This window comes from Ewingella sp. CoE-038-23 (assembly GCF_040419245.1).
GTDB lineage: Bacteria > Pseudomonadota > Gammaproteobacteria > Enterobacterales > Enterobacteriaceae > Ewingella > Ewingella allii.
On sequence record NZ_JAZHOH010000001.1, the window covers coordinates 1,978,892 to 2,000,870 of the forward strand.

Consider the following 21,979-nt stretch of genomic DNA (forward strand, 5'->3'; position numbering starts at 1 on the left):
TTACACCGACCCATTCCATCCAATCCGTAAAAAAACAAACCCAAAACCAAGCCCATTGAAACGGCACGTCCGAGATGCCTCAAAACCGCAGTCAAAAATGGCGCTGAGCAAGAGGTTCAAGACCCAAGGCTTGAACCCGCAGCGAAGGTGCCGCCTAAGCGGCAACATTTTGCGGTGGATAACGGAAGTAGCTGAAACATGTCCATTCAGACAGCGACAGCGCGCAGTAAAGAGCCGGGGATTCTTAAGGGGCGCGGCGATAGGCGCCCTTTAAGGCCGGTGTGGCGGCAGCGCACGACCTTGACCTTAAAAGTCAGTCCGCGTGGTAACGCAATGTCTTACCTTTGGAGATGTAATTGAAAAAGAAAAATCATCGCCCATATACCTTCGATCCCCACGAAATCATCCCCTCCAACATTGGCTTCAGCACCCCCTGCAAAACAACCGCTTTATCCTCGATATACGGATAGGGCTCAAACTCATCCATGTAATTGCACTGCGCCAGTTCGAGCTGCACCGCGTGCTGGTTGGCCTGCGGTTGGCCGTAGGCGCGGGTGATGTAGCCGCCTTTAAAGCGACCATTTAACACGTGGCTGAAGGTGGATTGCTGCTTGCACAGGGCGTCGAGCATGTCGCTCAACTCTGGGGCACAACTCGCGCCGCTGTTGGTGCCGATGTTCAAATCGGGCAGCTGGCCTTCGAACAGGCGTGGGATCACCGAGGCGATGGAGTGGGCATCAAACAGCAGCGCGTAGCCGAACTCCTGCTTCATGCGAGCAAGCTCGGACTCAATCTTCTGATGATAAGGCTGCCAGATCTCATCCAGATAGCGCTGACGGGTTGCAGCGTCGGGCTGGCCGTCAGCTTTAAAGGTTGGGCGACCGTCGAACAGCGTATCGGGGAACAGGCCGGTGGTGGCGGTGGTGTACAGCGGCTGATCGTCTGCGGGGCGATTAAGGTCAATCACGAAACGCGAATACTGCCCGACCAAAATATTGGCGCCGAGAGATTGGGCGAAGGCGTAGAGCTGTGGAATATGCCAGTCGGTGTCCGACAGGGGCAGCGCGTCGTCGCTCAAGCCGCTGGCGACTTCAGGCGTGAGCCTGGTTCCGGCGTGGGGAATGCTGATCAGCAAAGGGCTGCGACCCGCGCTGAAGTGGTAAGGATCGGCAATGGTTGGCGCGCTATTCAGACTCATGAACGAACATCTCCTCGATAAACCACGGTACAGGGCAGTTGACCACCCAGCCAATAAACTAACTCTGCCGGACGCTCGACCGGCCAGTGCACAAAATCAGCCACTTTTCCCACTTCAAGCGAGCCGTGAGTCTGCTGCAAACCCAGCGCCCGCGCGCCGTGGCAGGTGACGCCGGCCAAAGCTTCTTCAGGCGTCATGCGGAACAAAGTACAGGCCATATTGAGCATTAAACGCAGGGAAAGCGCGGGAGAGGTGCCGGGGTTGGCGTCGCTGGCAATCGCCATCGGCACGCCGTATTGGCGGAACAGCGCCACCGGCGGAACTTGGGTTTCGCGCAGCATGTAATAAGCCCCGGGCAGCAGCACGGCGACCGTGCCGGACTCGGCCATGGCTTTGACGTCCTGCTCGGTGGCGTATTCCAGATGATCGGCGGACAGGGCGCCGTATTGTGCTGCCAACTGGCTGCCGTGCAGGGAGGAGAGCTGCTCGGCGTGCAGCTTAACCGGCAGGCCAAGCTTTTGCGCCGCCTTGAAAACGCGTTCAATTTGCTCGGTGGAGAAGGCTAAGTGCTCGCAAAAACCATCAACGGCGTCCGCCAAACGCTCAGCTGCCACCTGAGGCAGTAAGTTCTGGCAAATGTGGTCGATATACTCGTCGGCGCGACCCTGATACTCAGGCGGCAAAGCGTGGGCGGCAAGGCAGGTGGCTTTAACCTTCACGGGCTGGGTTTCGGCCAGCTCGCGGATCACCCGCAGCATTTTCAGCTCGCTCTCATCACTCAGCCCATAGCCGGATTTGATTTCGATGCAGGTCACCCCTTCGGCTAACAGCGGGGCGAGGCGAAAACGCGCCTGTTCAAACAGGGTTTTCTGGCTGGCGGTGCGGGTGGCATTCACCGTCGATAAAATCCCGCCGCCCTGAGCCGCTATCTCGGCATAGCTCACGCCGTTCAAACGCTGCTCAAACTCGGCGCTGCGATCGCCGCCAAAAACCAGATGTGTGTGGCAGTCCACCAGGCCGGGGGTGACGATGCCGCCCTCGAAGTGGTGGCGGGAAGAGGCGACAAATTTCGGGCTACTTTCCTCAGTGCCGATCCAGACTATTTTTCCATCTTTGACAGCTAACACCCCGTTTTCAATCAGGTTATAGCTTCCATCTCGCATGGTAACTAGCGTCGCGCCGGTCCATAGACTGTCGCAAACCAGCCTGTCTGAAGCAGTGTTCAAAGGAGAAATCGATGACGGCATGTAAGGCTCCTGACCGCGTTTATCTTGTATAGACAACTCTAGTCAACCTAACGTATTCGCCGAAAAGCGACAAGCCATCGCCAGAGGTTTTTAATTTTTTTCGAGGTGTATTCCAAAAATAGGCATTAGTATTAGACGGGAAACCTGTTTATTTATACAGTAACCCGCGAAAAGGGCATTTTATGGAGAGGGGAATGGCAACAGGGAGATTAGCCGTGGCTGGTAAAACGACCAAACAGTTGGTAGCGAGAGCCGGGATAAACCAGACGGGCCGAGGTGACGACGCGATTTCCGCTCCAGGTACGGCGGTGGATCAGCAGGCAAGGCTCATGCTCTTTCAGTTGCAGCAGCTGGCGCTGGGTGTCACTGGCGCTAATAGCTTCGACGCGGTGCTCGCCTGCGGTCAGCGGAGCGATTCGCATCAAATAGGTGTAAGGCGTGGCGTTGTTCATCACGTTTTGCAGGTAATCCGGCGCGGCCTGAGGGTTCACATAACGGTCTTCAATCTGTACCGGCACGTCGTTTTCAAAATGGACGATTTGCGAATAAAACAGCGACTCGCCGGGTTTAATCTCCAGCTGCAGCGCTTGTTCGGCATCGGCTTGACGGGTTTCACAGGCCATCACCACGCTGCTGTGGCGGTGGCCGCGCTGGGCGATTTCATCAGCAATATTATGCACTTCCAGCATCGGCGTGTAGGCCTTTGCTTCGGCCACGAAGGTGCCGACGCCCTGCATGCGCATCAAAAATCCTTCGTTGGTGAGTTCCCGTAAGGCGCGGTTAATGGTCATACGGCTGACGCCAAGCTCGTTTACCAGCTCGCTTTCTGAGGGAACGCGCTGATGGGGCTTCCACACGCCGTCGCGAATTTGCCCGACGATGGCCTGTTTCACGCGTTGATAAATCGGCGCTGGGGTGTCGCTAATGGCGGCGGCCAGCTCGGATAATCGTTGCTGTGAAACACCCTGTTGGGACAACGGTGTGGATTCGGACATATACACTACCTCATTAAGAAAAATCAGCCGGGTACGGGCAGAGCCGCTCACCCACGCCGACAGAGTAAACGAACGCCAAATGCGCGTCATCAATGCGTGATGAAAAACGAAAATATTAAAAAAAACGTTCGACGAAGTTTACAGCGCAATCGGGCATATGTATATGTATAGACAAGTAGCCGGAACGTTTCGCAATTGTTTCTTATAAATTGCATTTGTAGACCTTCAATCTCAAGATTTAGGACTGTCTCTATGCCTGCTTATTTCGCCACACGCGCACTGTTGCCACAGGGTTGGGCGAGTCACGTGCGACTTACCGTTGATGAACTGGGCGTGCTGACCTCGGTAGAGGCCAATGCCCAGCCGGAAGGAGCTTATCGGCTCAACGGGCCGATTGTGCCGGGGATGCCAAACCTGCACTCCCACGCTTTTCAACGGGTCATGGCCGGTCTGGCTGAAGTGGCGGGCAACCCGCAGGACAGTTTCTGGACCTGGCGAGATCTGATGTATCGGCTGGTTGGCCGTTTGACGCCTGAGCAGGTGGGCGTGATTGCCCGCCAGCTGTATATCGAAATGCTCAAAGGCGGTTATACCCAAGTCGCCGAATTCCACTATTTACACAATGATATCAACGGCCAGCCTTATAGCGACATGGGTGAAATGACTGCCCAGCTTAGCGATGCCGCCGAGCAGGCGGGCATTGGTATGACGCTGCTGCCGGTGCTCTACAGCTACTCGGGGTTTGGCGCGCAGCCTGCTCAGACTGGCCAAAGACGCTTTATTCAAGATGCAGAGAGTTACCTCAATCAACAGCAAGTGATTGCTTCGCAGCTGCAAGACAAACCACTGCAAAATCAGGGGCTGTGCTTCCATTCGCTGCGCGCGGTATCTCGTGAACAAATGCAGCAGGTGCTGGCTGCTAGTCCAGAGGATCTGCCGGTGCATATCCACATTGCCGAGCAGCAGAAAGAGGTGAATGACTGTCTGGCCTGGAGCGGGCAACGGCCTATTGCGTGGCTGTTCGACAACATCGACGTGGACCCGCGCTGGTGCCTGATCCACGCTACCCATCCCGACCGTTTCGAGCTGGCGAGCATTGCGGCCAGCGGCGCGGTGATCGGCCTGTGCCCAACCACCGAGGCGAATCTCGGCGACGGCATTTTCCCCGGCGTGGATTATCTGGCGCAAAAAGGGCGCTGGGGCATTGGCTCTGATAGCCATGTGTCTCTCAACCTGGTGGAAGAGCTGCGCTGGCTGGAGTACGGCCAGCGTCTGCGCGACCTGCGCCGCAATCGCCTGACTAGCGCTGAGCATACTTCAGTAGGGGATTTGCTCTACACCCAGGCGCTACGGGGCGGTGCTCAAGCCTGCGGCGCGGCTATCGGTCAGCTTGCCGTGGGCTATCGCGCCGACTGGCTGGTACTAGACGGTGAAGACCCGTACCTCGCGGCGGCGGCAGACAGCGAACTGCTCAATCGGTGGATTTTTGCCGGTAGCGCCGCGCAAATTCGTGACGTTTTTGTGGCGGGCAAAGCCAAAGTGGTCAATGGCCGCCATCCTCAACAGTCTCAGGCCAGCGCGGACTTCCTTGCATTGCTCCAGCAACTGGCAAGGGACGCGGCATGAGCGCATTAACCCGATTCTCCTACGCCAGTCTGCCTGTCAGCCCTTGGCGCAACGGCGGGGGAGAAACCCGTGAAATTATCAGCTGGCCTGAGGGTCAACGCGATTTTGAGTGGCGGGCCAGCATCGCCACCATTGCGGCTGATGGGCCTTTTTCTCTCTTTGCCGGTATTGACCGCTCGATCACCTTATTAAGTGGCGAGGGCGTGCATCTGCACGGTGAGCAGGGTGTCGACCACCCCTTAACTCAGATTGGCGCGCCTTACTCTTTCGCTGGAGAAGTGCCGATCGTCGCCACGCTGCTGGGCGGCGTGACCAAGGATTTCAACATTATGACCCGTCGCGGCAGCTGCGCGGCGCAGGTCAGGGCGCAAAGCCATGACTTTGAGGTCAACTGGCAAACCGCCGGGCTGCTGTACGTTCTGCGCGGAGAGTGGCAGGTGACGCCCTCCATCAAACTGGCCGCGGAAGATGGCTTGTACTGGGCTTTTGAGCCGAACCAAGAAAAAAGCCAGCCAGTCCGGGCTTTGCAGCCAGATGCGCAACTGCTTTGGGTAGAAATCACCCGCTGATTTAGCGATTTCAATAAAGGGCCCGGCCATTTCACTGTGTCGGGCGTTATTTGCCCCTAACTTGTCTATACAGGATTAGATTATGTCATCTGCATCTCACGACATTCGCGTCTCCCATCTGCACCCCGGTCAGGTTGACCTTGCCACACTGCGCGCCATTTACTCCGCCGAAAAGCGTGAAAACCAGCAGCAATATTGGAGCGTTCGCGTTGAACTGGCCGAGGAGGCGCGCGGGGGCGTGCTGGCGTCACAGGAAACGGTGAACCGCATCGTCGAGTCCGGCAAGGTGGTTTATGGCATCAACACCGGGTTTGGCAAGCTGGCGCAAACTCGCATTCCGGCAGAGCGTCTGGCCGAGCTGCAGCGCAATCTGGTGCTGTCGCACAGCGTCGGGATTGGCAAAGAGCTGGCCGATAACGTGGTGCGTCTCGTGATGACCACTAAGATCCTCAGCCTGTCGCGCGGCCATTCTGGTATTCGCATGGAAGTGATTGATGCACTGATAAGCTTGCTCAATGCGGGCGTGCTGCCGTGTATTCCAGAGAAAGGCTCGGTGGGCGCGTCGGGAGATTTGGCTCCGCTGGCCCACCTGTCGCTGATGCTGATCGGCGAAGGGGAAGTCACCGCGCAGGGCGTTCGCATGTCGGCGGTAGAAGGGCTGGCAACCGTCGGTTTGAAACCTATTGAGTTGGGGCCAAAAGAGGGGCTGGCGCTGCTAAACGGCACGCAGGTATCGACCTCTCTGGCGCTGGCCGGGCTGTTTGAAGCTGAACGAGTCTTCTCCGCAGGCTTGGTGGCCGGAGCACTGTCGCTGGAAGCCATCAAAGGCTCGGTGAAACCTTATGATGCGCGCATTCACCAAGCGCGTGGCCAACTGGGGCAAATCTCCGTTGCAGCTGCAGTGACGGCTTTGCTGGAAGGGAGTGACGTTGTCACCTCTCACGCCAACTGCGGCCGGGTGCAAGATCCTTATTCTATCCGCTGCGTGCCACAGGTGATGGGCGCATGCCTTGATAACCTGCAACACGCTGCCCGCGTTTTGCAAATCGAAGCTAACGCCGCTTCGGATAACCCGCTGGTGTTTGCCGAGAATGGTGATGTTATCTCTGGCGGTAACTTCCACGCCGAGCCGGTAGCCTTTGCCGCCGACATCATCGCGCTGGCGGTGGCCGAAATTGGGGCTATTTCCGAGCGCCGCCTGGCATTGCTGCTCGACACCGGGCTGTCAGGCCTGCCGCCGTTCCTGGTTAATGACGGCGGGGTGAACTCCGGCTTTATGATTGCACAGGTGACCGCCGCCGCGCTGGCCTCTGAGAATAAATCGCTGGCGCATCCGGGCAGCGTGGACAGCCTGCCAACCTCCGCCAATCAGGAAGACCACGTCTCTATGGCGACCTACGCCGCCTGTCGCCTTGGCGACATGTGTTTCAACACCTCCGTGGTGGTGGGCATTGAGGCGATGGCCGCCGCGCAGGGCATCGACTTCATTCGCCCGCTGAAAAGCTCTCCGCTGCTAGAGAAAGAGTTACAGGCCATTCGCCAAGACGTGGCCTATTTGGAAAAAGATCGCCTGATGGCACCTGACGTAGAAGCCATGCGCCTGTGGGCCAGTCGCGGGCAGTGGCCATCGGTCATTGAAGCTTTGTTACCGAGTTTTAACTGATTAATAAGGAATTCAACATGAATGCACCTCAGAAAACGGCGGTTGCTCGCGCGGTTCGCGCCCCTCACGGCACGGAATTGAGCTGTGAAAACTGGCTGATTGAAGCGGCCTACCGGATGATCCAGAACAACCTCGATCCTGACGTGGCCGAGCGCCCGGAAGATCTGGTGGTTTATGGCGGTATCGGCAAAGCGGCGCGCAACTGGCCGGCCTTCGAAGCGATTTTAGACAGCCTGCGCAAGCTGCACGCTGATGAAACGCTGCTGGTGCAATCCGGCAAGCCAGTGGGGATTTTCCGCACCCACGCTGACGCGCCGCGCGTGCTGATTGCCAACTCTAACTTGGTGCCGCACTGGGCGAACTGGGACCATTTCCACGAGTTGGATAAAGCCGGGTTGATGATGTACGGCCAGATGACCGCCGGTTCGTGGATCTACATCGGCGCGCAGGGCATCGTGCAGGGAACCTATGAAACCTTCGCCGAGGCGGGCCGCCAGCACTACAACAGCAATCTGCGCGGTAAGTGGATCCTGACTGCCGGTCTTGGCGGCATGGGCGGTGCACAGCCTCTGGCTGGCGTACTGGCAGGAGCCTGCGTGCTGGCGATTGAGTGTCAGGAGTCGCGCATCGATTTCCGCATTCGCACCCGTTACTTGGATTACAAAGCGTACAGCATCGAAGAAGCCTTGGTGATGATTGAGAAAGCCTGCGCGGAAAAACAGGCGATTTCCGTTGGCCTGTTGGGTAACGCGGCGGAGCTGATGCCGCAGCTGGTGGCGCGCGCCAAGCAGGGCGGCCTGCGCCCGGATATCGTCACTGACCAGACTTCGGCCCATGACCCGCTCAATGGCTACCTGCCGGAAGGCTGGACGCTGGAGCAGTGGCAGGACAAACGCGTCTCTGACCCGCAGGCGGTGGTGAAAGCCTCTCGCGCGTCGATGGCGAAACACGTGCAGGCGATGCTCGACTTCCACGCCATGGGCATTCCAACCGTGGATTACGGCAACAATATTCGTCAGGTAGCGAAAGAGGAAGGTGTGCTGAATGCCTTTGATTTCCCGGGCTTTGTTCCGGCTTATATCCGCCCGCTGTTCTGCGAAGGCAAAGGCCCGTTCCGTTGGGTGGCGCTCTCCGGCGACCCGGAAGATATCTATAAAACCGACGCCAAGCTGAAAGAGCTGTTCCCGGACAATGCTAATCTGATCAACTGGCTGGATATGGCTCGCGAGCGCATCGCGTTTCAAGGGCTGCCGGCGCGGATCTGCTGGTTGGGCCTCGGCGAGCGTCATATCGCCGGACTAGCCTTTAACGAAATGGTGCGTAACGGCGAGCTAAAAGCGCCGGTAGTGATTGGGCGGGACCATCTGGATACCGGCTCGGTGGCCTCGCCAAACCGCGAAACCGAAGCGATGAAAGATGGCTCCGACGCGGTTTCTGACTGGCCGCTGCTCAACGCGCTGCTTAACACGGCGGGCGGCGCTACCTGGGTCAGCCTGCACCATGGCGGCGGCGTAGGCATGGGCTTCTCTCAGCACGCGGGGATGGTCATTGTCTGCGACGGCACCAAAGAAGCCGATGCCCGCCTGTCACGCGTGCTGTGGAATGACCCGGCAACCGGCGTCATGCGCCACGCCGACGCGGGTTATCAGCAAGCCATCGACTGCGCCAAACGCAATGACCTAAACCTGCCAATGGTGTGAGTAAGCTAAGTTAGAAAGACAAGGGCAGGCGCGAGCTTGCCCTTTTTTATGGCGAAGATTAAACCGGCACGTGAACATGCTTTTTGATGTTTTTCAGCCAGGTGATCATGGTGAAAGTCATGATAACCAGCAGCGCCCAGGAGCTCCATTTACCCAGATGCACGCCGGACCAGCTGCTGAGCTGATTAGGGTAGCGCCAGATAGTGAAGAAGGTGCTGATGTTCTCCGCCAGCCAGATGAAGAAGCCAATCAGAATAAATGCCAAAATCAGCGGCATGCGGCGTGGGGTATCGTAGGGAGTGAACACCACATAGCTGCGGGCGTAAAGCCCCAGTACCAGCGCGGTGATGTACCAGCGGAAATCGCCAATGTAGTGATGGGTGAAGAAGTTCACGTAAATCAGCAGCGAGCAGATGGCGGCCAGCGTATAGGGCGGGTAGTTGCGCACTTTAACGTCCAGCAGCCGCCAGCACTGAATCATATAACTGCCCACCGCCGCGTACATGAAGACGGAAAACAGCGGCACGCCGAACAGCTTGGTGTAGGCGAAATCCGGGTAGCTCCACGAGCGAATGCCCGACGAGGTTTTAAAAACTTCCAGCGCAAAACCGACCACGTGAAACAGCATGATGGCTTTAAACTCATCCAACGTTTCAAGCTTGCTGGTCAGCATCCACACCTGAATAAACAGCGCGACCAGCAGCAAAACGTCATAGCGCGGGACATGGAATATGCCGCCGCGCGGCACCAAAAACACCGCCAAAAAGAACAGTCCGACGAAGATACAGGCGCGCGCCTCTTTCACCCCGAAGAAAATAAATTCGGTTAAAAAGCGGCGAACTCCGCGAATTGGCTGCTTTTCGCGGGGTTGAGTCAGAAATAAATCCAGTCGTTGTAAAGGGCCCATGGTCGTCCTTGAATAAAATCCCCATTGCAGGAAAGCCGCTAAATTTACTTCATCACGCGCAGTTGCGCACGCTCATTATAGAAACGGCGGTAGGCGAGGTAGCCCGCGATGATGGTGGAGACGCTGGCGGTGCCGAGCAGCATAAAGGTGACCATTATCTGGTACTTAATGGCTTTTACCGGATCAATACCGGCGAAAATCATCCCGGACATCATGCCCGGCAGGCTGACGATGCCGACGGTCTTGGCGGCATCGACGGTGGGGATCATCGCGGCGCGAATGCTGTCGCGAATAATCGAGCCGGACGCCAGCTTGGTGGATGCGCCGAGGCTGAGCATCTCGAGGATTTTTTGTTGGTTATCCATAAAGCGCTGGTTGAGATTGCTATAACACAGCCCGACCGCCACCATGGCGTTGCCCGCAATCATGCCGGAGACGGGGATCACCTGCATCGGCAGGAATTCAATCGAGCGGCTGAGGATCAGGATCACCAGCGTCAGCGCGGTGCTGGCGGTAATAGCAATAAAGGAAATCGCAAAGCCGTTATCAATATTCCGGCTGCGCTTTTTAGCGTTAAAGGCGGCGTTGAAGCAGATGAACAGCACCATCAGCAGGGTCAGCCAGCCGTCGTTGATTTCGAAAATGTACTTGAGCACATAGCCGACTGCCACCAGTTGCACGATGGCCCGCGCAACGCTCCAAACGATGTCCTTCTCTAGTCCCAGCTTCTCGCGTTTACTGACCAGCAGGGCGACGATGACCAGAATGAGGGCCAGCGCCAGTGATTCGTTAGTGATGTTATGCTGGCTCATGGTCGATGCTCTCGGCGGCGCGGTGGCTTAGGGTGATAACGTTTTTGGCGTGGCGGATCTCATTGCTGTCGTGGCTGACCCAGAGTACAGCGAGGTTCTCCTGCTCGACCAAATCGGCGATGATCTGATTGACGTTGTGCTTATTTTCTTCGTCGAGGGCGCTGGTAATTTCATCCAGCAGCAGGATATCGGGCATAAATTGTAGATTGCGCAGCAATGAGACGCGCTGCTTCTCGCCGCCAGACAGCTCTTGGGCTTTCTTATCAAGCATATCCGTCGGCAAATTGACGCGCTCTAGCCACTGTTTCACTTTGGCTTCATCCATCTTCTGGCCGCGAATTTGATAAGGCAGCGCCAGATTGTCGCGCACGGTATCGCCAAACAGCGAAGGGGTCTGGAAGCAATAGGAGACCTGCTGGCGATATTTTTCCGTTTTTAAGCCGGTAATATCGTCGCCTTTGAACTTGATGGTACCGCCGGTCTGGGTTTGCAGCGCAGCAATGATCTTCAGCAGCGTGCTTTTGCCACTGCCCGAAGGCCCGGTCAGCAGCGTGAATTCACCCGGATTGAGGGTAAATGAAACGGGTTCCAGCAGGGGGCGTTGATTGAGGGTAAAGCTGACTTCCTGAAGGTCTAAAAGGGGCGCAGACTGCGGCATGGCGTCTTCCTTGGTGGTCCATTGAATGCGCGCATAATACCACTCAGTTTGTGTCAGGTAACAAACTGAGTTGCTTCAAATCGTTTACAAAAGCCTTGGCAGTCGATGGACGGGCTGCATCACAGCCCTTTGGGGATTTCCCGATAGAAACCTATACCAATCAGCCTGCCAAACAGGAAGGGCACAAACTTACGGCTGCGCAACCAAAGCTCCATACGGCCCGGTGGTTTGCTGCGTTTCTTCTGGCCCGCTTTGCTGATCATGATTTGCAAAGACTGGGTTGCCCAAGTAGGAAAGGCGCGACGGCGCTGGACGCGCTGTAAGTGCTTCAACTCCAGCCTGCCTTTGAGCAGCGGGGCGCTGATGATATTGGCGGTAGCCACGGCGTCCTGAATCGCCAAATTCACCCCGACGCCGCCAATCGGCGACATGGCGTGGGCGGCGTCGCCAATGCACAAGATGCCCGGCTTGGCCCACTCTTTCAGGCGGTCGATGCGGATTTTCAGTAGCTTGACCTGATCCCAGTCTGTGATGTCGTGTTGCAGGCGGCTCAGCTCGAAAGGCGACACCTCGGCGATAAGCTCGACAAAGGGCTGTAAACCCTTCTCGCGCAGCGCGTCGAGGCTGTCTTTGGCGATGGAGTAGCCGCATTGCCAGTAGTCGCCACGGTCAATCATGATGAAATTCTTTTTCGGCCCGCGATGGCCCATCGACCACTGCGGGTCATCCGCCAGTTTGTGGATTTTCAGCCACAACACATCACGAGGCGCGCCGAAACGGCGGATTTCCATCCCGGCCTGCTCGCGCACAATAGAGTTACGCCCGTCACAGCCAATCACCAGCGTAGAGTCAATCCGTCGCGACTCGCCGTTAACCACTGCGTTCACGCCTTTCACCACGCCATTCTCTTCAATCAGACCTTTCACCTCGGCGTTATGCAGCAGAGTGAAGTTAGGCAGCATTGCGGCCTTGCTGCTGATGAAGTTAAGGAAATCCCACTGCGGCATAAAGGCGATGAATTTGCACTGAGTCGGCAAATGGCTGAAATCCGCCAGCGTGGTCTCCTTGCCGTTGATTTCGCCATAAAGCTTCTCAGCGCGCTGATGAGGTAGCTGCAAAAACTCGTCGAGAAAGCCTAATCGCCAGATGATTTCCAGCGTCGAGGGATGAATGGTGTCGCCACGGAAATCACGCAGGAAATCGGCATGTTTCTCCAATACGGTAACGGTAATACCTTGGCGGGCAAGCAGATAACCCAGCATCAAACCCGCAGGGCCGCCGCCAACGATGCAACATGAAGCGGAAGAGTGTTCAGAATTAAAGCTCATGGAACCTGTCCGGCAGAAAATGATTTACATGATAATAATTATCATTTGAAGGGGTGGCGGTCAATCTTTTGACCGCTTTTAAATTCAACTTCAAGGTTGAAATCGTGGGCACCGGCCCACACCGGCAAGGGATGCCGCCTCCACACCGGCCCCAAGGTCAAAACCGTGGGCTCGCCGCCCACACTGGCCCAAAGGGTTTTAAACGAAACCCTTTGGAATCCTGCGTTTTTTGCTGCTGGTAGATCGAGGCTTCGCAGGGTTGGAATAGACATGTTTCAGCGGCCGCAGTGTTCGTCGCGAAGTGCCGCCGCTTAGGCGGTTCCCTCGCTGCGGGATTACAACCCGCGTAAAAAGACACGCGGATTTCCACCTCTTGCTCGGCGTCATTTCTGAACGCGGCCTATGGGCATTTACACCGAACTGTTTCATTCCAATTCAAAAAAAATCCTGAAACTACTGAAACAGCACGGTTGAAATGCCTCAAAACCGCAGTCAGAAATGACGCCGAGGTAGTGGTTCGAGACCCAAGGCTCGAAGCCCGAACTGAGGGAACCGCCTAAGCGGCGACATTTTGCGGTGTGAACTGAAGTGACTGAAACACGTCCATCCAACTAGCGGAGCGCGCAGTGAAAGAGCCTGGGGGTCCAGGGGGCGGTGGCGATATGCCGCCCCCTGGTCGGTGTGGGCCGACGCCCACGACCTTGACCTTAAATTTGAAATAAAAAAAGGCCGGTCAGCTTTCCCTGACCAGCCTTTCTAACCATCGCTCAAGCGAAACCCTAAACGGCTGGTTTGGCGATCACGTTGCGGTTTTCCATGCGAACTTCGGCGATTTGCACGTCGATGATATCGCTCTGACGGTAGGCGACTTCGCCCTTAATCAGAACGGTGCCGGTGTCGGCGCTGCATACCAACTCGTCGCGCACGCTGTGCAGGAACGGAGCAGGGATGAAGGCGACGGCGCCGATGTCTTGCAGGCGAACGCGCAGGCCACCGCGAGTGACGTCGATGATTTCGGCGCTGAACTTAGTGTCAGTACCGACTTTATCTTCCAGATAACGGGCGTACAGCCAGTCACCCACATCGCGCTCGGCCATGCGGTTGGCGCGGCGGCGCTCTGCCAGTTGCACGGTCATCTCGTCCTGTGGCTTCTCAGCGGCCTGCTTGGTGATCATCGCCTTCAACAGGCGGTGGTTGACCATATCGCCGTATTTACGGATTGGCGAAGTCCAGGTGGCGTAGGCTTCCAGACCCAGACCAAAGTGCGGGCCAGGAACGGTGCTGATTTCGGCGAAAGTCTGGAAACGACGAATGCGGCTGTCGAGGAACTGCGTTGGCATCGCGTCAAGTTTACGACGCAGTGCGCAGAAACCCGGCAAGGTCAGCAGTTCTTCAGCATTAGCTTCAACATCATTGGCTTGCAACACGGTGATGGCGTTCTCAACCAGCAGCGGGTCGAAGCCGGTGTGCACGTTATAAACGCCGAAACCAAGGGTGTCGCGCAGGGCGATGGCGGCACAAACGTTCGCCGCGATCATCGATTCTTCTACGATGCGGTTCGCAATGCGGCGATGCTCGGCGACGATTTCCAGCACGTTGCCTTTCTCGCCCAGAATGAAGCGGAAGTCAGGGCGGTCTTTGAACACCAGCGCATTCGCGGTACGCCACGCGCTGCGCACGTCACAGACGCGTTTCAGCAGGCGAATCTGGTCAGCAATCACATCACTTTGTGGCTGCCATGCGCTTTTCTCTTCCTGCTCAATCCAGTCGGAGACATCGTCATAGGCCAGTTTTGCTTTTGACTCGATGGTTGCCGCGAAGAAGCGAATGTCGCTACCCAGCGCGCCATCGGCGGCGAGGGTGACGCTACATGCCAGCACCGGGCGCTGAACGTCCGGCCACAGCGAGCACAGGTCGTCAGACAGTTCGCGCGGCAGCATCGGGATGTTGAAGCCCGGCAGGTAGTTGGTGAATGCGCGTTTTTTGGCGATATTGTCCAGCTCGGTGCCTTCGGCCACATAAGCCGTGGGATCGGCAATCGCGATATTCAGTTGCAGGGTGCCGTCGCCGTTGTCTTTAACATAAAGCGCGTCATCCATGTCCTGCGTGCTGCTACTGTCGATAGTGACAAACGGCAGGGCGGTCAGGTCTTCGCGAGTCAGACCTTGATCGAGGATTTCTGCAATTTCAGATTTAGGGGCTTCGCGTTCCAGATTATGGCGCGCTAGCGTGACCCACCAAGGGGCCAGATCGTCATCACCGGTGGTGATCCACTCGGTTAATTCGGCCTGAAAACCACGATCGCCTTCTTTCAGCGGGTGGCGACGCATTTCTGCTACACACCAGTCGCCGTCATTGACTTCGTGATTGATGTTGCGCGCGGTGCGGCACTGGATGGCGTCACGCAGCAAAGGATGGTCCGGCACGATAGACAGACGGTCATCTTTCTTGGTTACGCGGCCAACAAAGCGCGTGAGGAAAGGTTCAACCAGCGTCTCAGGCTGAACCACTTCGCGGTCCTTCTCGGTCTGTAAAGAGGCAATCACGCGGTCGCCGTGCATGACTTTTTTCATGTACGGAGGCGGAATGAAGTAACTTTTTTGACCGTCTACTTCAAGAAAGCCAAAGCCTTTCTCAGTTCCTTTAACGATGCCTTCAAGGCGGGGAGTCTGAGAGTGAAGTTGCTGTTTTAGCTGCGCGAGCAGCGGGTTATCTTGAAACATATCGTCCAGAGAGTGGGGTTAAAGTGGCTCGATTAGCGGCAGACAGTTTTACGCGAAATGGCCGCGTGCGGCAAGCAATAACCCCCTCTTTCACGACATAACCTTGTCGCGAAAGAGGGAATGCAGACTTGAAGATTAGGCGATGCGTTGCAGATCGACTTTCTGCTCGCAGCGGCGGATAGCCACCGGGATCGCTTTAGAGGTAGGGGTGTGAGTTTGGTCACCAAAGCTGGACATTGGCACCAGCGGGTTGGTTTCCGGGTAGTAGGCCGCCAGATTGCCGCGCGGGATGTCGTAGCTCACCAGTTTGAAGCCGGTCACTTTGCGCTCGACGCCGTCGGTCCACAGGGTTTCGATTTCCACCAGTTCGCCATCCTTCATACCTAATGCCGCTAAGTCGTCAGGGTGGATGAACAGCACTTCGCGCTGGCCGTAAACGCCACGGTAACGGTCATCAAGCCCGTAAATGGTGGTGTTGTACTGGTCGTGGGAGCGCAGGGTTTGCAGCGTAAACGGCGCATCCTGATTGCCCTGCGGGATCAGCTGTTCAGGCAAGCTTGCCGCGCTGAAGTTGGCTTTACCGGTTGGCGTGTTGAATTTCAGCTCGGCCGCTGCGTTACCCAAGTAGAAGCCGCCTTTAATGTCGCAACGGGCGTTAAAATCGGTAAAGCTTGGAATAGTGGCTTCGATATGGTCGCGGATCAGGTTGTAATCGTCCGCCAGCGCCATCCAGTCGAGGTATTTGTCGCCCAGCACGGCGTTAGCAATGCCGCAGACAATCGCCGTCTCGGAACGCTGCTCTGGAGATAACGGGATACCCACACCTTCGGAGGCGTGAACCATGCTGAAGGAGTCTTCAACGGTAATAAACTGCGAACCCGTGGCCTGCATATCCAGCTCGGTACGACCAAGGGTAGGCAGGATCAAGGCTTCGCGGCCCGGGGTTAAGTGGCTGCGGTTCAGCTTGGTGCTGATTTGCACTGACAGGTCGAGATTGCTCAGCGCCTTCTCGGTACGCAAGGTGTCCGGTGCCGCCGCCGCTAAGTTACCGCCGAGGCAGATAAGCACTTTGGCGTCACCCTTCAACATGGCTTCCAACGCTTCAACCGTGTTGTGGCCCGGGTTGCGTGGCGGGGTGAATTTGAAGTGGGCTTCCATGGCGTCGAGCAGGGCTTTTGGCGCTTTTTCGTCGATACCCATGGTGCGGTTGCCCTGCACGTTACTGTGACCGCGCACCGGACACAGGCCCGCGCCCGGCTTGCCGAGTTGGCCAAACAGCAGTTGCAGGTTGGTGATTTCACGCACGGTAGCCACGGAGTGTTTGTGCTGAGTGATACCCATCGCCCAAGTACAAATCACGCGCTCGGCCTGCACGTAGATAGACGCCGCTTCGCGAATTTCTTCTTCGGAAAGGCCAGACTGCTCGACGATTTTCTCCCAAGAGGTAGCATCCACCACCGCCAGATACTCATCCACGCCCGCGGTGTTCTGGGCGATAAAGTCTGCGTCGAAAATGGTGCTCAGGCCGTTGGACACGCGGTCGCGATCGGCTTCCAAGAGGGCTTTAACAATGCCGCGAACCGCCGCCATGTCGCCGCCAAGATTTGGCTGGTAATAGGCGGAGCTAATACGGCCTGATTTGGTGGTGACCACTTCCAGCGGTTTTTGTGGGTCAGCAAAACGCTCAAGACCGCGCTCGCGCAGGGTGTTGAAACTGACTACTTTCGCGCCGCGATCGGCGGCGTGGCGCAGGCTGTGCAGCATGCGCGGGTGGTTAGTGCCGGGGTTCTGACCGAAGACGAAAATGGCATCGGCCTTTTCGAAGTCGTCGAGACGAATGGTGCCTTTACCCACCCCGATACTCTGCTTCAGCCCAACGCCGCTGGCTTCGTGGCACATATTGGAGCAGTCAGGGAAGTTGTTGGTGCCGAACATGCGGCCAAACACTTGATACAGATAAGAAGCTTCGTTGCTGGCGCGGCCGGAGGTGTAGAAATCAGCCTGATCCGGGCTTTCCAGACCTTTTAAATGGCTGGCGATCAGCGAGAAGGCGTCGTCCCAGCTAATAGGCTCATAGTGGTCAGTGGTGCGGTTGTAGCGCAGCGGCTGAGTCAAACGGCCCTGGTACTCAAGGAAATAGTCGCTCTGTTCGCGCAGTTTGCTCACGCTGTGCTGAGCAAAGAACTCAGGCTCCAAGGCTTTACGTGTGGCTTCCCAGCTGACGGCTTTGGCGCCGTTTTCACAGAAGCTGAAGGTGCTGTGGTTGTCGTCGCCCCAGGCACAGCCCGGGCAGTCGAAGCCGCGACCCTTGTTCACGCGCATCAGGTTGCGCAGGTTAGAAAGGACTTTTTTGCTGTCGAAGACGTAACGGGTGGTGGCTTCTAATGATCCCCAACCACCGGCAGCACCGGTATAAGGTTTGATCTCAGTTTTGAATTTCATATTTTCGCTTCGCAGGTGTCATTCGAAAAGCCGAATGTGATAAGTGACATGCAATCGGTGGCGCTGAATTGTTAAACCGATTGTTAATTTTATGTCACAAGTTTAGGACTGAAGAGGGGATTTCGTCTAATCGAATGGCGCAATCGTGAGATAGAGCGCGTTTATCGCGGGAAATATCAACAAATTGTAACTAAGCCGTTTCATTATGAAACGCTTAGAAAAATAAACAGGGTTTAGTCGTGCGTCTTTATAGTGCACCCTATGCGCCAATCCGTTTTCTCCTGCAAATTTCGCTGTTTTAGCCTTCATGGAACAAGGTTTGGGGAGTATTGAATCTATTTTAGCCACATGCCGAGCTAAATGCGGCCTGTGGCGTTTGGCGTTATAAAGGAACAAGCCGTGAAACGTAGCGTATTGAGTGTATTAACTGGCGTATTAATGTTATCAGCAGGCGCGGCGAAAGCCGTTGCGCCATTAGATTTCCCAGTGGCTCCGCCAAGTATTGACGCAGAATCCTTTGTATTGATGGATTACGGCAGTGGTGATGTGCTGGCGGCGGGCAACCCGGACGAGCGCCGTAACCCGGCCAGCCTGACCAAACTGATGACCGGTTATGTTATCGACCGCGCGCTGGATAAACACAAAATCACCATGGATGACGTGGTCACCGTGCCGCAAGAAGCCTGGGTGGCAGGTAACAAAAGTCTGGCCGGTTCTTCCCTGATGTTCCTCAAGCCGGGCGACCGCGTCACAGTGCGCGACCTGATCCGCGGCATTATCGTGACCTCCGGTAACGACGCCTGTGTGGCAATGGCCGACTACGTGGCCGGCAGCCAGGACGCGTTCGTAGGCATGATGAACCAGTACGTCACCTCTATGGGGCTGACCAACAGCCACTTTGAAACCGTTCACGGCCTTGACGCGCCGGGCCAGTACACCACCTCTTATGACTTAGCCAAGCTTTCTCGCGCCATTATTGGCGGCGAACCTGAGGAATATCATATGTATAGCGAAAAATCGCTGACCTATGACAACATCACTCAGCAGAACCGTAACGGCCTACTGTGGGACAAAAACCTGCAAGTTGATGGCCTGAAAACCGGCCACACCGAAAGCGCTGGCTTCAACATTATTGCTTCTGCGACCGAGGGCAACCGCCGCCTGATCGCCGTGGTGATGGGCGGTAAAAGCTCAAAAGGGCGCGAAGAGCAGGCGCGCAAGCTGCTGACCTGGGGCTTCCGCGAATACACCAGCAAGCAGATTTTCAAAGCGGGACAAACCGTTTCGACAGAGAAAGTTTGGTTCGGCGACCATCAGGACGTCAAGGTCGGCTCGCTGGATGACGTGTTCATCAGCGTGCCGCAGTCCGACGCCGACAAGCTGAAAGCCCAATACGTGCTGACCAATCCACAGATCGACGCGCCGCTGAAAAAAGGCCAAGAGCTGGGCAGCATCAACATTGTTGATAACGGCAAAACCATTAAAACCATTCCGCTGGTGGCACTGGAAGATGTCGCTAAAGGCGGGATGTTTAGCCGTTTAGTGGATTATGTGAAGTTAAAGATCTAGTTCAGCGCTTGGGGCTGAATGACGTGGGGGAGGCGCGAAAACGCCTCCCTTTTTGTTTAAGTTCAGAGGGTAGCTGGGATATCTACTCTTTAACCAAACGACTTGAGACTTGTAACATGCCGCCGTGGCTGGCACTGCCGGTGAATTGCAACGCCGACTGCCCGGCAAGATTATCGAAAAGCCTGACACCCTCTGCGAGCAGGACAGGAATGTAAGTCAGGGTCATTTCATCAACCAGTGACGCAGATAGCGCCTGCTGAATCATATTCCCGCCATCAATATAAACGTCTTTGCCATTCGCCAGCGTTGTGGCTTGGGCAATCAACGCGTGAATGTCGCCAGACACTGTCTTGATGGTCGCAGAAGCAGGGCGCGCAATAGCCCGCGAGGTGGCGACCAGTACTGGGACATCGCCATAAACCCATTGGCCCATGGCTTCCAGAACATCATAAGTGTTGCGGCCCATCAGCATGCATCCCACTTGTTCCATAAATGGATCAAATTGCAGGAAGTTGGCGTCGTCCGCTAAATCTCCGGCGCGGGAATGATCCTTATTCAGCCATTCAAGCTCGTGATTCGGGCCTGCGATATAGCCATCGAGTGAGCTGGCCATATACACTCTTACTTTGGTATGCATCTGATTAGCCATCTTTTCCTCCTTAAATGTTGCGGCTAAGAATAATCCGGTTTTACAAAATGTCACACTTTTTTGTGCAGCCACTATTCACCACCGTTATCTATAACAATGGTCCCTTCACGACTTTCATCCGCCGCGCCGTTATACTCTCTACCATTACTCCTATCTATCACGCGGCTTCTTTACGACCCTATGGACATCAAGCAACTCATTTACCTCTGCAATCTTGAACGCGAGCGGCACTTTGGCCGTGCGGCAGAGGCTAGTTTTGTCAGCCAGCCGACGCTTTCTATGCGATTGAAAAATCTTGAGAAAGAGCTAGATCTCAACTTGATCAATCGCGGTAATAATTTCGAAGGTTTTACGGCGGAAGGCCTGCGGGTACTGAGCTGGGCGCGTGAGATTGTTGCGGTCTATGAAGGGCTCAAGCTGGAAGTGGAGTCGCTAAAGCAGGGGCTGAGCGGTACCTTGCGCATTGGCGTGATGCCGCAGTGCAGCATCTCTCTAGCGCGATTGATAAAGGCGGTGAATGATACCCATCCGGGGCTGGATTATCGCGTGGCGGAAGTCAGCGCCGATCAGCTGATCGAAGCCCTGAGTAGTCACGCTGTGGACGTCGGTATCGGCTTTTTTGAGTTTTCCACCCTCAATGAACTGCGTTTCCAACTGGCGCCGATTGACGATGGGGGCGTCGACGTGGTCTATCACCCCGACCACTTCCCGCAGTTGCAGAATGCGACGTTATTGACCGCCGAGCAGGCCGCCCAGCTGCCTCTGTGCCTGTCGGAGCCGAGCCGCTATTTCCGCCGCTATCTGGATAATCACTTCCGTCAGGCCGGTCTGGTGCTGCACCCGACGCTTGAAAGCACCTCGATTTTCCAACTGATGCAGGGCGTTTTTGTCGGGCTGGGCTGCGCGCTGGTTCCCCGTGGTCATTTGATTGATGAGATGCATCCGGCGCTGAAACGCTGCCCGTTGGATATTGCGCCAATGAGTCGCCACGCCGCGCTGGTGGTAGCTGAAGCAGGGCGCGCCACGCCGCTGGCCCAGCACTTTTTCAACGCCGCCGCGCTATGGATAGCACAACAGCCTAACCTTCAACCCTGAAGCTTTTCGTTCTGTAACATTACGAGACGTTTTCCTATTGATGAAATGAATGTTTAAGACCAAGCTTTACGGGCTTATTTTGCATAAAAGCGGCAATCAAAGCCCGTAAGAGAAATTAATGGAGTTACACATGAAAGCATTAAAAACAGTGTTGTTAGCCATCGCGGCAAGTGGTGTGTTAGTTGCCGGCGGTGCGCAGGCAAATAATCTGTTGAGTTCATTGCAGGACGCAGCCAATCAGCAATTAAACGGCAGTAACGGTGCCACGGCGGGCAACGGGGCCAATTCAGGGGCTTCTTTGATGTCGCTGCTCAACGGCGGTGATAGCGCGCTGACCTCGAAAAGCGCCACCAACGTTGCGGGCGTTTTGCAGTATTGCGTGAAGAATAACGTGTTGTCGCAAGCCAGCACCGAAAATGTGAAAGACAAGCTGTTAAGCAAGCTGGGCATTGAAAGTGCCGCAGGCGCGCAGAGCCAGGATTACCAAAACGGCCTCGGCGGCTTACTGCAAACCGGCAAAGGGCAGAACGTTGACCTCAACAATCTGGGGAACGGCCTGTCGCAGGTGAAAGAGAAAGTGAAACAAAAAGCCTGTGATGTGGTGTTGAAGCAGGCGAAATCCTTTATTTGATTTTTGGGTGTGCGGCCCAATTCCGCTAAGGTCTTGGGCGGCTGCCCAAACCCGCTTTTAAAATCTTTAAATTCAAATTCAAATTCAAATTCAAATTCAAATTCAAGGTCGTGGGCACCGGCCCACACCGGCAAGGGGGCGGCCAGTCGCCGCCGCCCCCTTGACCC

The 21,979-nt window shown here is 56.0% G+C and carries 18 protein-coding genes; 7 read left to right on the top strand and 11 right to left on the bottom strand.

Annotation, left to right across the window (positions count from 1 at the left end; translation table 11 throughout):
- Window positions 1-370: 370 nt before the first annotated feature.
- The 3 genes from hutG to hutC form a co-directional block, all read right to left on the bottom strand.
- Window positions 371-1,198 (bottom strand): N-formylglutamate deformylase, encoded by an 828-nt coding sequence (gene hutG / locus V2154_RS09275; RefSeq protein ID WP_353501978.1) that lies wholly within the window; start codon window positions 1,196-1,198, stop codon window positions 371-373.
- Window positions 1,195-2,445: an imidazolonepropionase gene (hutI, locus tag V2154_RS09280; protein ID WP_353501979.1), complete on the bottom strand. Its 1,251-nt coding sequence runs from the start codon at window positions 2,443-2,445 to the stop codon at window positions 1,195-1,197. Before hutI ends, hutG begins: the two co-directional genes overlap by 4 nt.
- 209 nt (window positions 2,446-2,654) lie before the next feature.
- Window positions 2,655-3,440 carry a histidine utilization transcriptional repressor HutC gene (hutC, locus tag V2154_RS09285; protein WP_034790273.1) on the bottom strand — a complete coding sequence of 262 codons (786 nt, stop codon included), beginning with the start codon at window positions 3,438-3,440 and terminating at the stop codon, window positions 2,655-2,657.
- 252 nt (window positions 3,441-3,692) lie between these two features.
- Here hutC and V2154_RS09290 point away from each other — a divergent pair, with 252 nt between their 5' ends.
- From V2154_RS09290 to hutU, 4 genes are all read left to right on the top strand, one after another.
- Window positions 3,693-5,066, top strand: coding sequence for a formimidoylglutamate deiminase (locus V2154_RS09290; RefSeq protein ID WP_353501980.1), 1,374 nt, complete (start codon window positions 3,693-3,695; stop codon window positions 5,064-5,066).
- Window positions 5,063-5,635 (top strand): HutD/Ves family protein, encoded by a 573-nt coding sequence (locus V2154_RS09295; RefSeq protein ID WP_353501981.1) that lies wholly within the window; start codon window positions 5,063-5,065, stop codon window positions 5,633-5,635. Before V2154_RS09290 ends, V2154_RS09295 begins: the two co-directional genes overlap by 4 nt.
- Window positions 5,636-5,717: 82 nt before the next feature.
- Window positions 5,718-7,298 carry a histidine ammonia-lyase gene (gene hutH / locus V2154_RS09300; RefSeq protein WP_353501982.1) on the top strand — a complete coding sequence of 527 codons (1,581 nt, stop codon included), beginning with the start codon at window positions 5,718-5,720 and terminating at the stop codon, window positions 7,296-7,298.
- A gap of 17 nt (window positions 7,299-7,315) precedes the next feature.
- The gene (gene hutU, locus V2154_RS09305; protein ID WP_353501983.1) at window positions 7,316-8,998 is read left to right on the top strand and encodes a urocanate hydratase; all 1,683 of its coding nucleotides are present in this window, start codon (window positions 7,316-7,318) and stop codon (window positions 8,996-8,998) included.
- 58 nt (window positions 8,999-9,056) lie between these two features.
- Here hutU and V2154_RS09310 read toward each other — a convergent pair whose 3' ends face one another.
- The 7 genes from V2154_RS09310 to V2154_RS09340 form a co-directional block, all read right to left on the bottom strand.
- Window positions 9,057-9,905: a DUF817 domain-containing protein gene (locus tag V2154_RS09310; protein WP_353501984.1), complete on the bottom strand. Its 849-nt coding sequence runs from the start codon at window positions 9,903-9,905 to the stop codon at window positions 9,057-9,059.
- A gap of 44 nt (window positions 9,906-9,949) precedes the next feature.
- On the bottom strand, window positions 9,950-10,717 hold the full coding sequence (fetB, locus tag V2154_RS09315) for an iron efflux ABC transporter permease subunit FetB (protein WP_353501985.1): 768 nt from the start codon (window positions 10,715-10,717) through the stop codon (window positions 9,950-9,952).
- Window positions 10,704-11,375 carry an iron efflux ABC transporter ATP-binding subunit FetA gene (fetA, locus tag V2154_RS09320; protein WP_353501986.1) on the bottom strand — a complete coding sequence of 224 codons (672 nt, stop codon included), beginning with the start codon at window positions 11,373-11,375 and terminating at the stop codon, window positions 10,704-10,706. The genes fetB and fetA overlap by 14 nt, the downstream gene beginning before the upstream one ends.
- A gap of 119 nt (window positions 11,376-11,494) precedes the next feature.
- Window positions 11,495-12,703: an FAD-dependent oxidoreductase gene (locus V2154_RS09325; RefSeq protein WP_353501987.1), complete on the bottom strand. Its 1,209-nt coding sequence runs from the start codon at window positions 12,701-12,703 to the stop codon at window positions 11,495-11,497.
- A 41-nt stretch (window positions 12,704-12,744) separates the two neighbouring features.
- Window positions 12,745-12,975, bottom strand: a complete 231-nt coding sequence (locus V2154_RS09330) for a hypothetical protein (protein WP_353501988.1) — start codon at window positions 12,973-12,975, stop codon at window positions 12,745-12,747.
- 507 nt (window positions 12,976-13,482) lie between these two features.
- Entirely contained in the window at window positions 13,483-15,426 is a 1,944-nt protein-coding gene (locus V2154_RS09335) for an exoribonuclease II (RefSeq protein ID WP_353501989.1), read from the bottom strand.
- A gap of 135 nt (window positions 15,427-15,561) precedes the next feature.
- Window positions 15,562-17,868 (bottom strand): FdhF/YdeP family oxidoreductase, encoded by a 2,307-nt coding sequence (locus V2154_RS09340; protein ID WP_353501990.1) that lies wholly within the window; start codon window positions 17,866-17,868, stop codon window positions 15,562-15,564.
- Between the two features lie 399 nt (window positions 17,869-18,267).
- Here V2154_RS09340 and dacD point away from each other — a divergent pair, with 399 nt between their 5' ends.
- Entirely contained in the window at window positions 18,268-19,437 is a 1,170-nt protein-coding gene (gene dacD, locus V2154_RS09345) for a serine-type D-Ala-D-Ala carboxypeptidase DacD (protein ID WP_353501991.1), read from the top strand.
- 82 nt (window positions 19,438-19,519) lie between these two features.
- On the opposite strand, the gene V2154_RS09350 is transcribed toward dacD, so the two are convergent.
- Complete coding sequence (locus tag V2154_RS09350; RefSeq protein ID WP_353501992.1) at window positions 19,520-20,086, bottom strand: dihydrofolate reductase family protein; 567 nt, start codon at window positions 20,084-20,086, stop codon at window positions 19,520-19,522.
- 180 nt (window positions 20,087-20,266) lie between these two features.
- Here V2154_RS09350 and V2154_RS09355 point away from each other — a divergent pair, with 180 nt between their 5' ends.
- Complete coding sequence (locus V2154_RS09355) at window positions 20,267-21,181, top strand: LysR family transcriptional regulator (protein WP_353501993.1); 915 nt, start codon at window positions 20,267-20,269, stop codon at window positions 21,179-21,181.
- A 130-nt stretch (window positions 21,182-21,311) separates the two neighbouring features.
- Window positions 21,312-21,812, top strand: coding sequence for a YjjA family protein (locus V2154_RS09360; protein ID WP_353501994.1), 501 nt, complete (start codon window positions 21,312-21,314; stop codon window positions 21,810-21,812).
- Window positions 21,813-21,979 lie beyond the last annotated feature (167 nt).

Bases quoted from the DNA above. Each gene is read 5' to 3' on its own strand.
- V2154_RS09330 (WP_353501988.1), bottom strand. From the start codon at position 12,975: ATGTCTATTCCAACCCTGCGAAGCCTCGATCTACCAGCAGCAAAAAAC.
- fetB (WP_353501985.1), bottom strand. From the start codon at position 10,717: ATGAGCCAGCATAACATCACTAACGAATCACTGGCGCTGGCCCTCATT.
- V2154_RS09295 (WP_353501981.1), top strand. From the start codon at position 5,063: ATGAGCGCATTAACCCGATTCTCCTACGCCAGTCTGCCTGTCAGCCCT.
- hutU (WP_353501983.1), top strand. From the start codon at position 7,316: ATGAATGCACCTCAGAAAACGGCGGTTGCTCGCGCGGTTCGCGCCCCT.
- hutG (WP_353501978.1), bottom strand. From the start codon at position 1,198: ATGAGTCTGAATAGCGCGCCAACCATTGCCGATCCTTACCACTTCAGC.
- hutH (WP_353501982.1), top strand. From the start codon at position 5,718: ATGTCATCTGCATCTCACGACATTCGCGTCTCCCATCTGCACCCCGGT.
- V2154_RS09350 (WP_353501992.1), bottom strand. From the start codon at position 20,086: ATGGCTAATCAGATGCATACCAAAGTAAGAGTGTATATGGCCAGCTCA.
- V2154_RS09360 (WP_353501994.1), top strand. From the start codon at position 21,312: ATGAAAGCATTAAAAACAGTGTTGTTAGCCATCGCGGCAAGTGGTGTG.
- V2154_RS09355 (WP_353501993.1), top strand. From the start codon at position 20,267: ATGGACATCAAGCAACTCATTTACCTCTGCAATCTTGAACGCGAGCGG.
- V2154_RS09340 (WP_353501990.1), bottom strand. From the start codon at position 17,868: ATGAAATTCAAAACTGAGATCAAACCTTATACCGGTGCTGCCGGTGGT.
- V2154_RS09325 (WP_353501987.1), bottom strand. From the start codon at position 12,703: ATGAGCTTTAATTCTGAACACTCTTCCGCTTCATGTTGCATCGTTGGC.
- V2154_RS09310 (WP_353501984.1), bottom strand. From the start codon at position 9,905: ATGGGCCCTTTACAACGACTGGATTTATTTCTGACTCAACCCCGCGAA.
- fetA (WP_353501986.1), bottom strand. From the start codon at position 11,375: ATGCCGCAGTCTGCGCCCCTTTTAGACCTTCAGGAAGTCAGCTTTACC.
- hutC (WP_034790273.1), bottom strand. From the start codon at position 3,440: ATGTCCGAATCCACACCGTTGTCCCAACAGGGTGTTTCACAGCAACGA.
- hutI (WP_353501979.1), bottom strand. From the start codon at position 2,445: ATGCCGTCATCGATTTCTCCTTTGAACACTGCTTCAGACAGGCTGGTT.
- V2154_RS09335 (WP_353501989.1), bottom strand. From the start codon at position 15,426: ATGTTTCAAGATAACCCGCTGCTCGCGCAGCTAAAACAGCAACTTCAC.
- V2154_RS09290 (WP_353501980.1), top strand. From the start codon at position 3,693: ATGCCTGCTTATTTCGCCACACGCGCACTGTTGCCACAGGGTTGGGCG.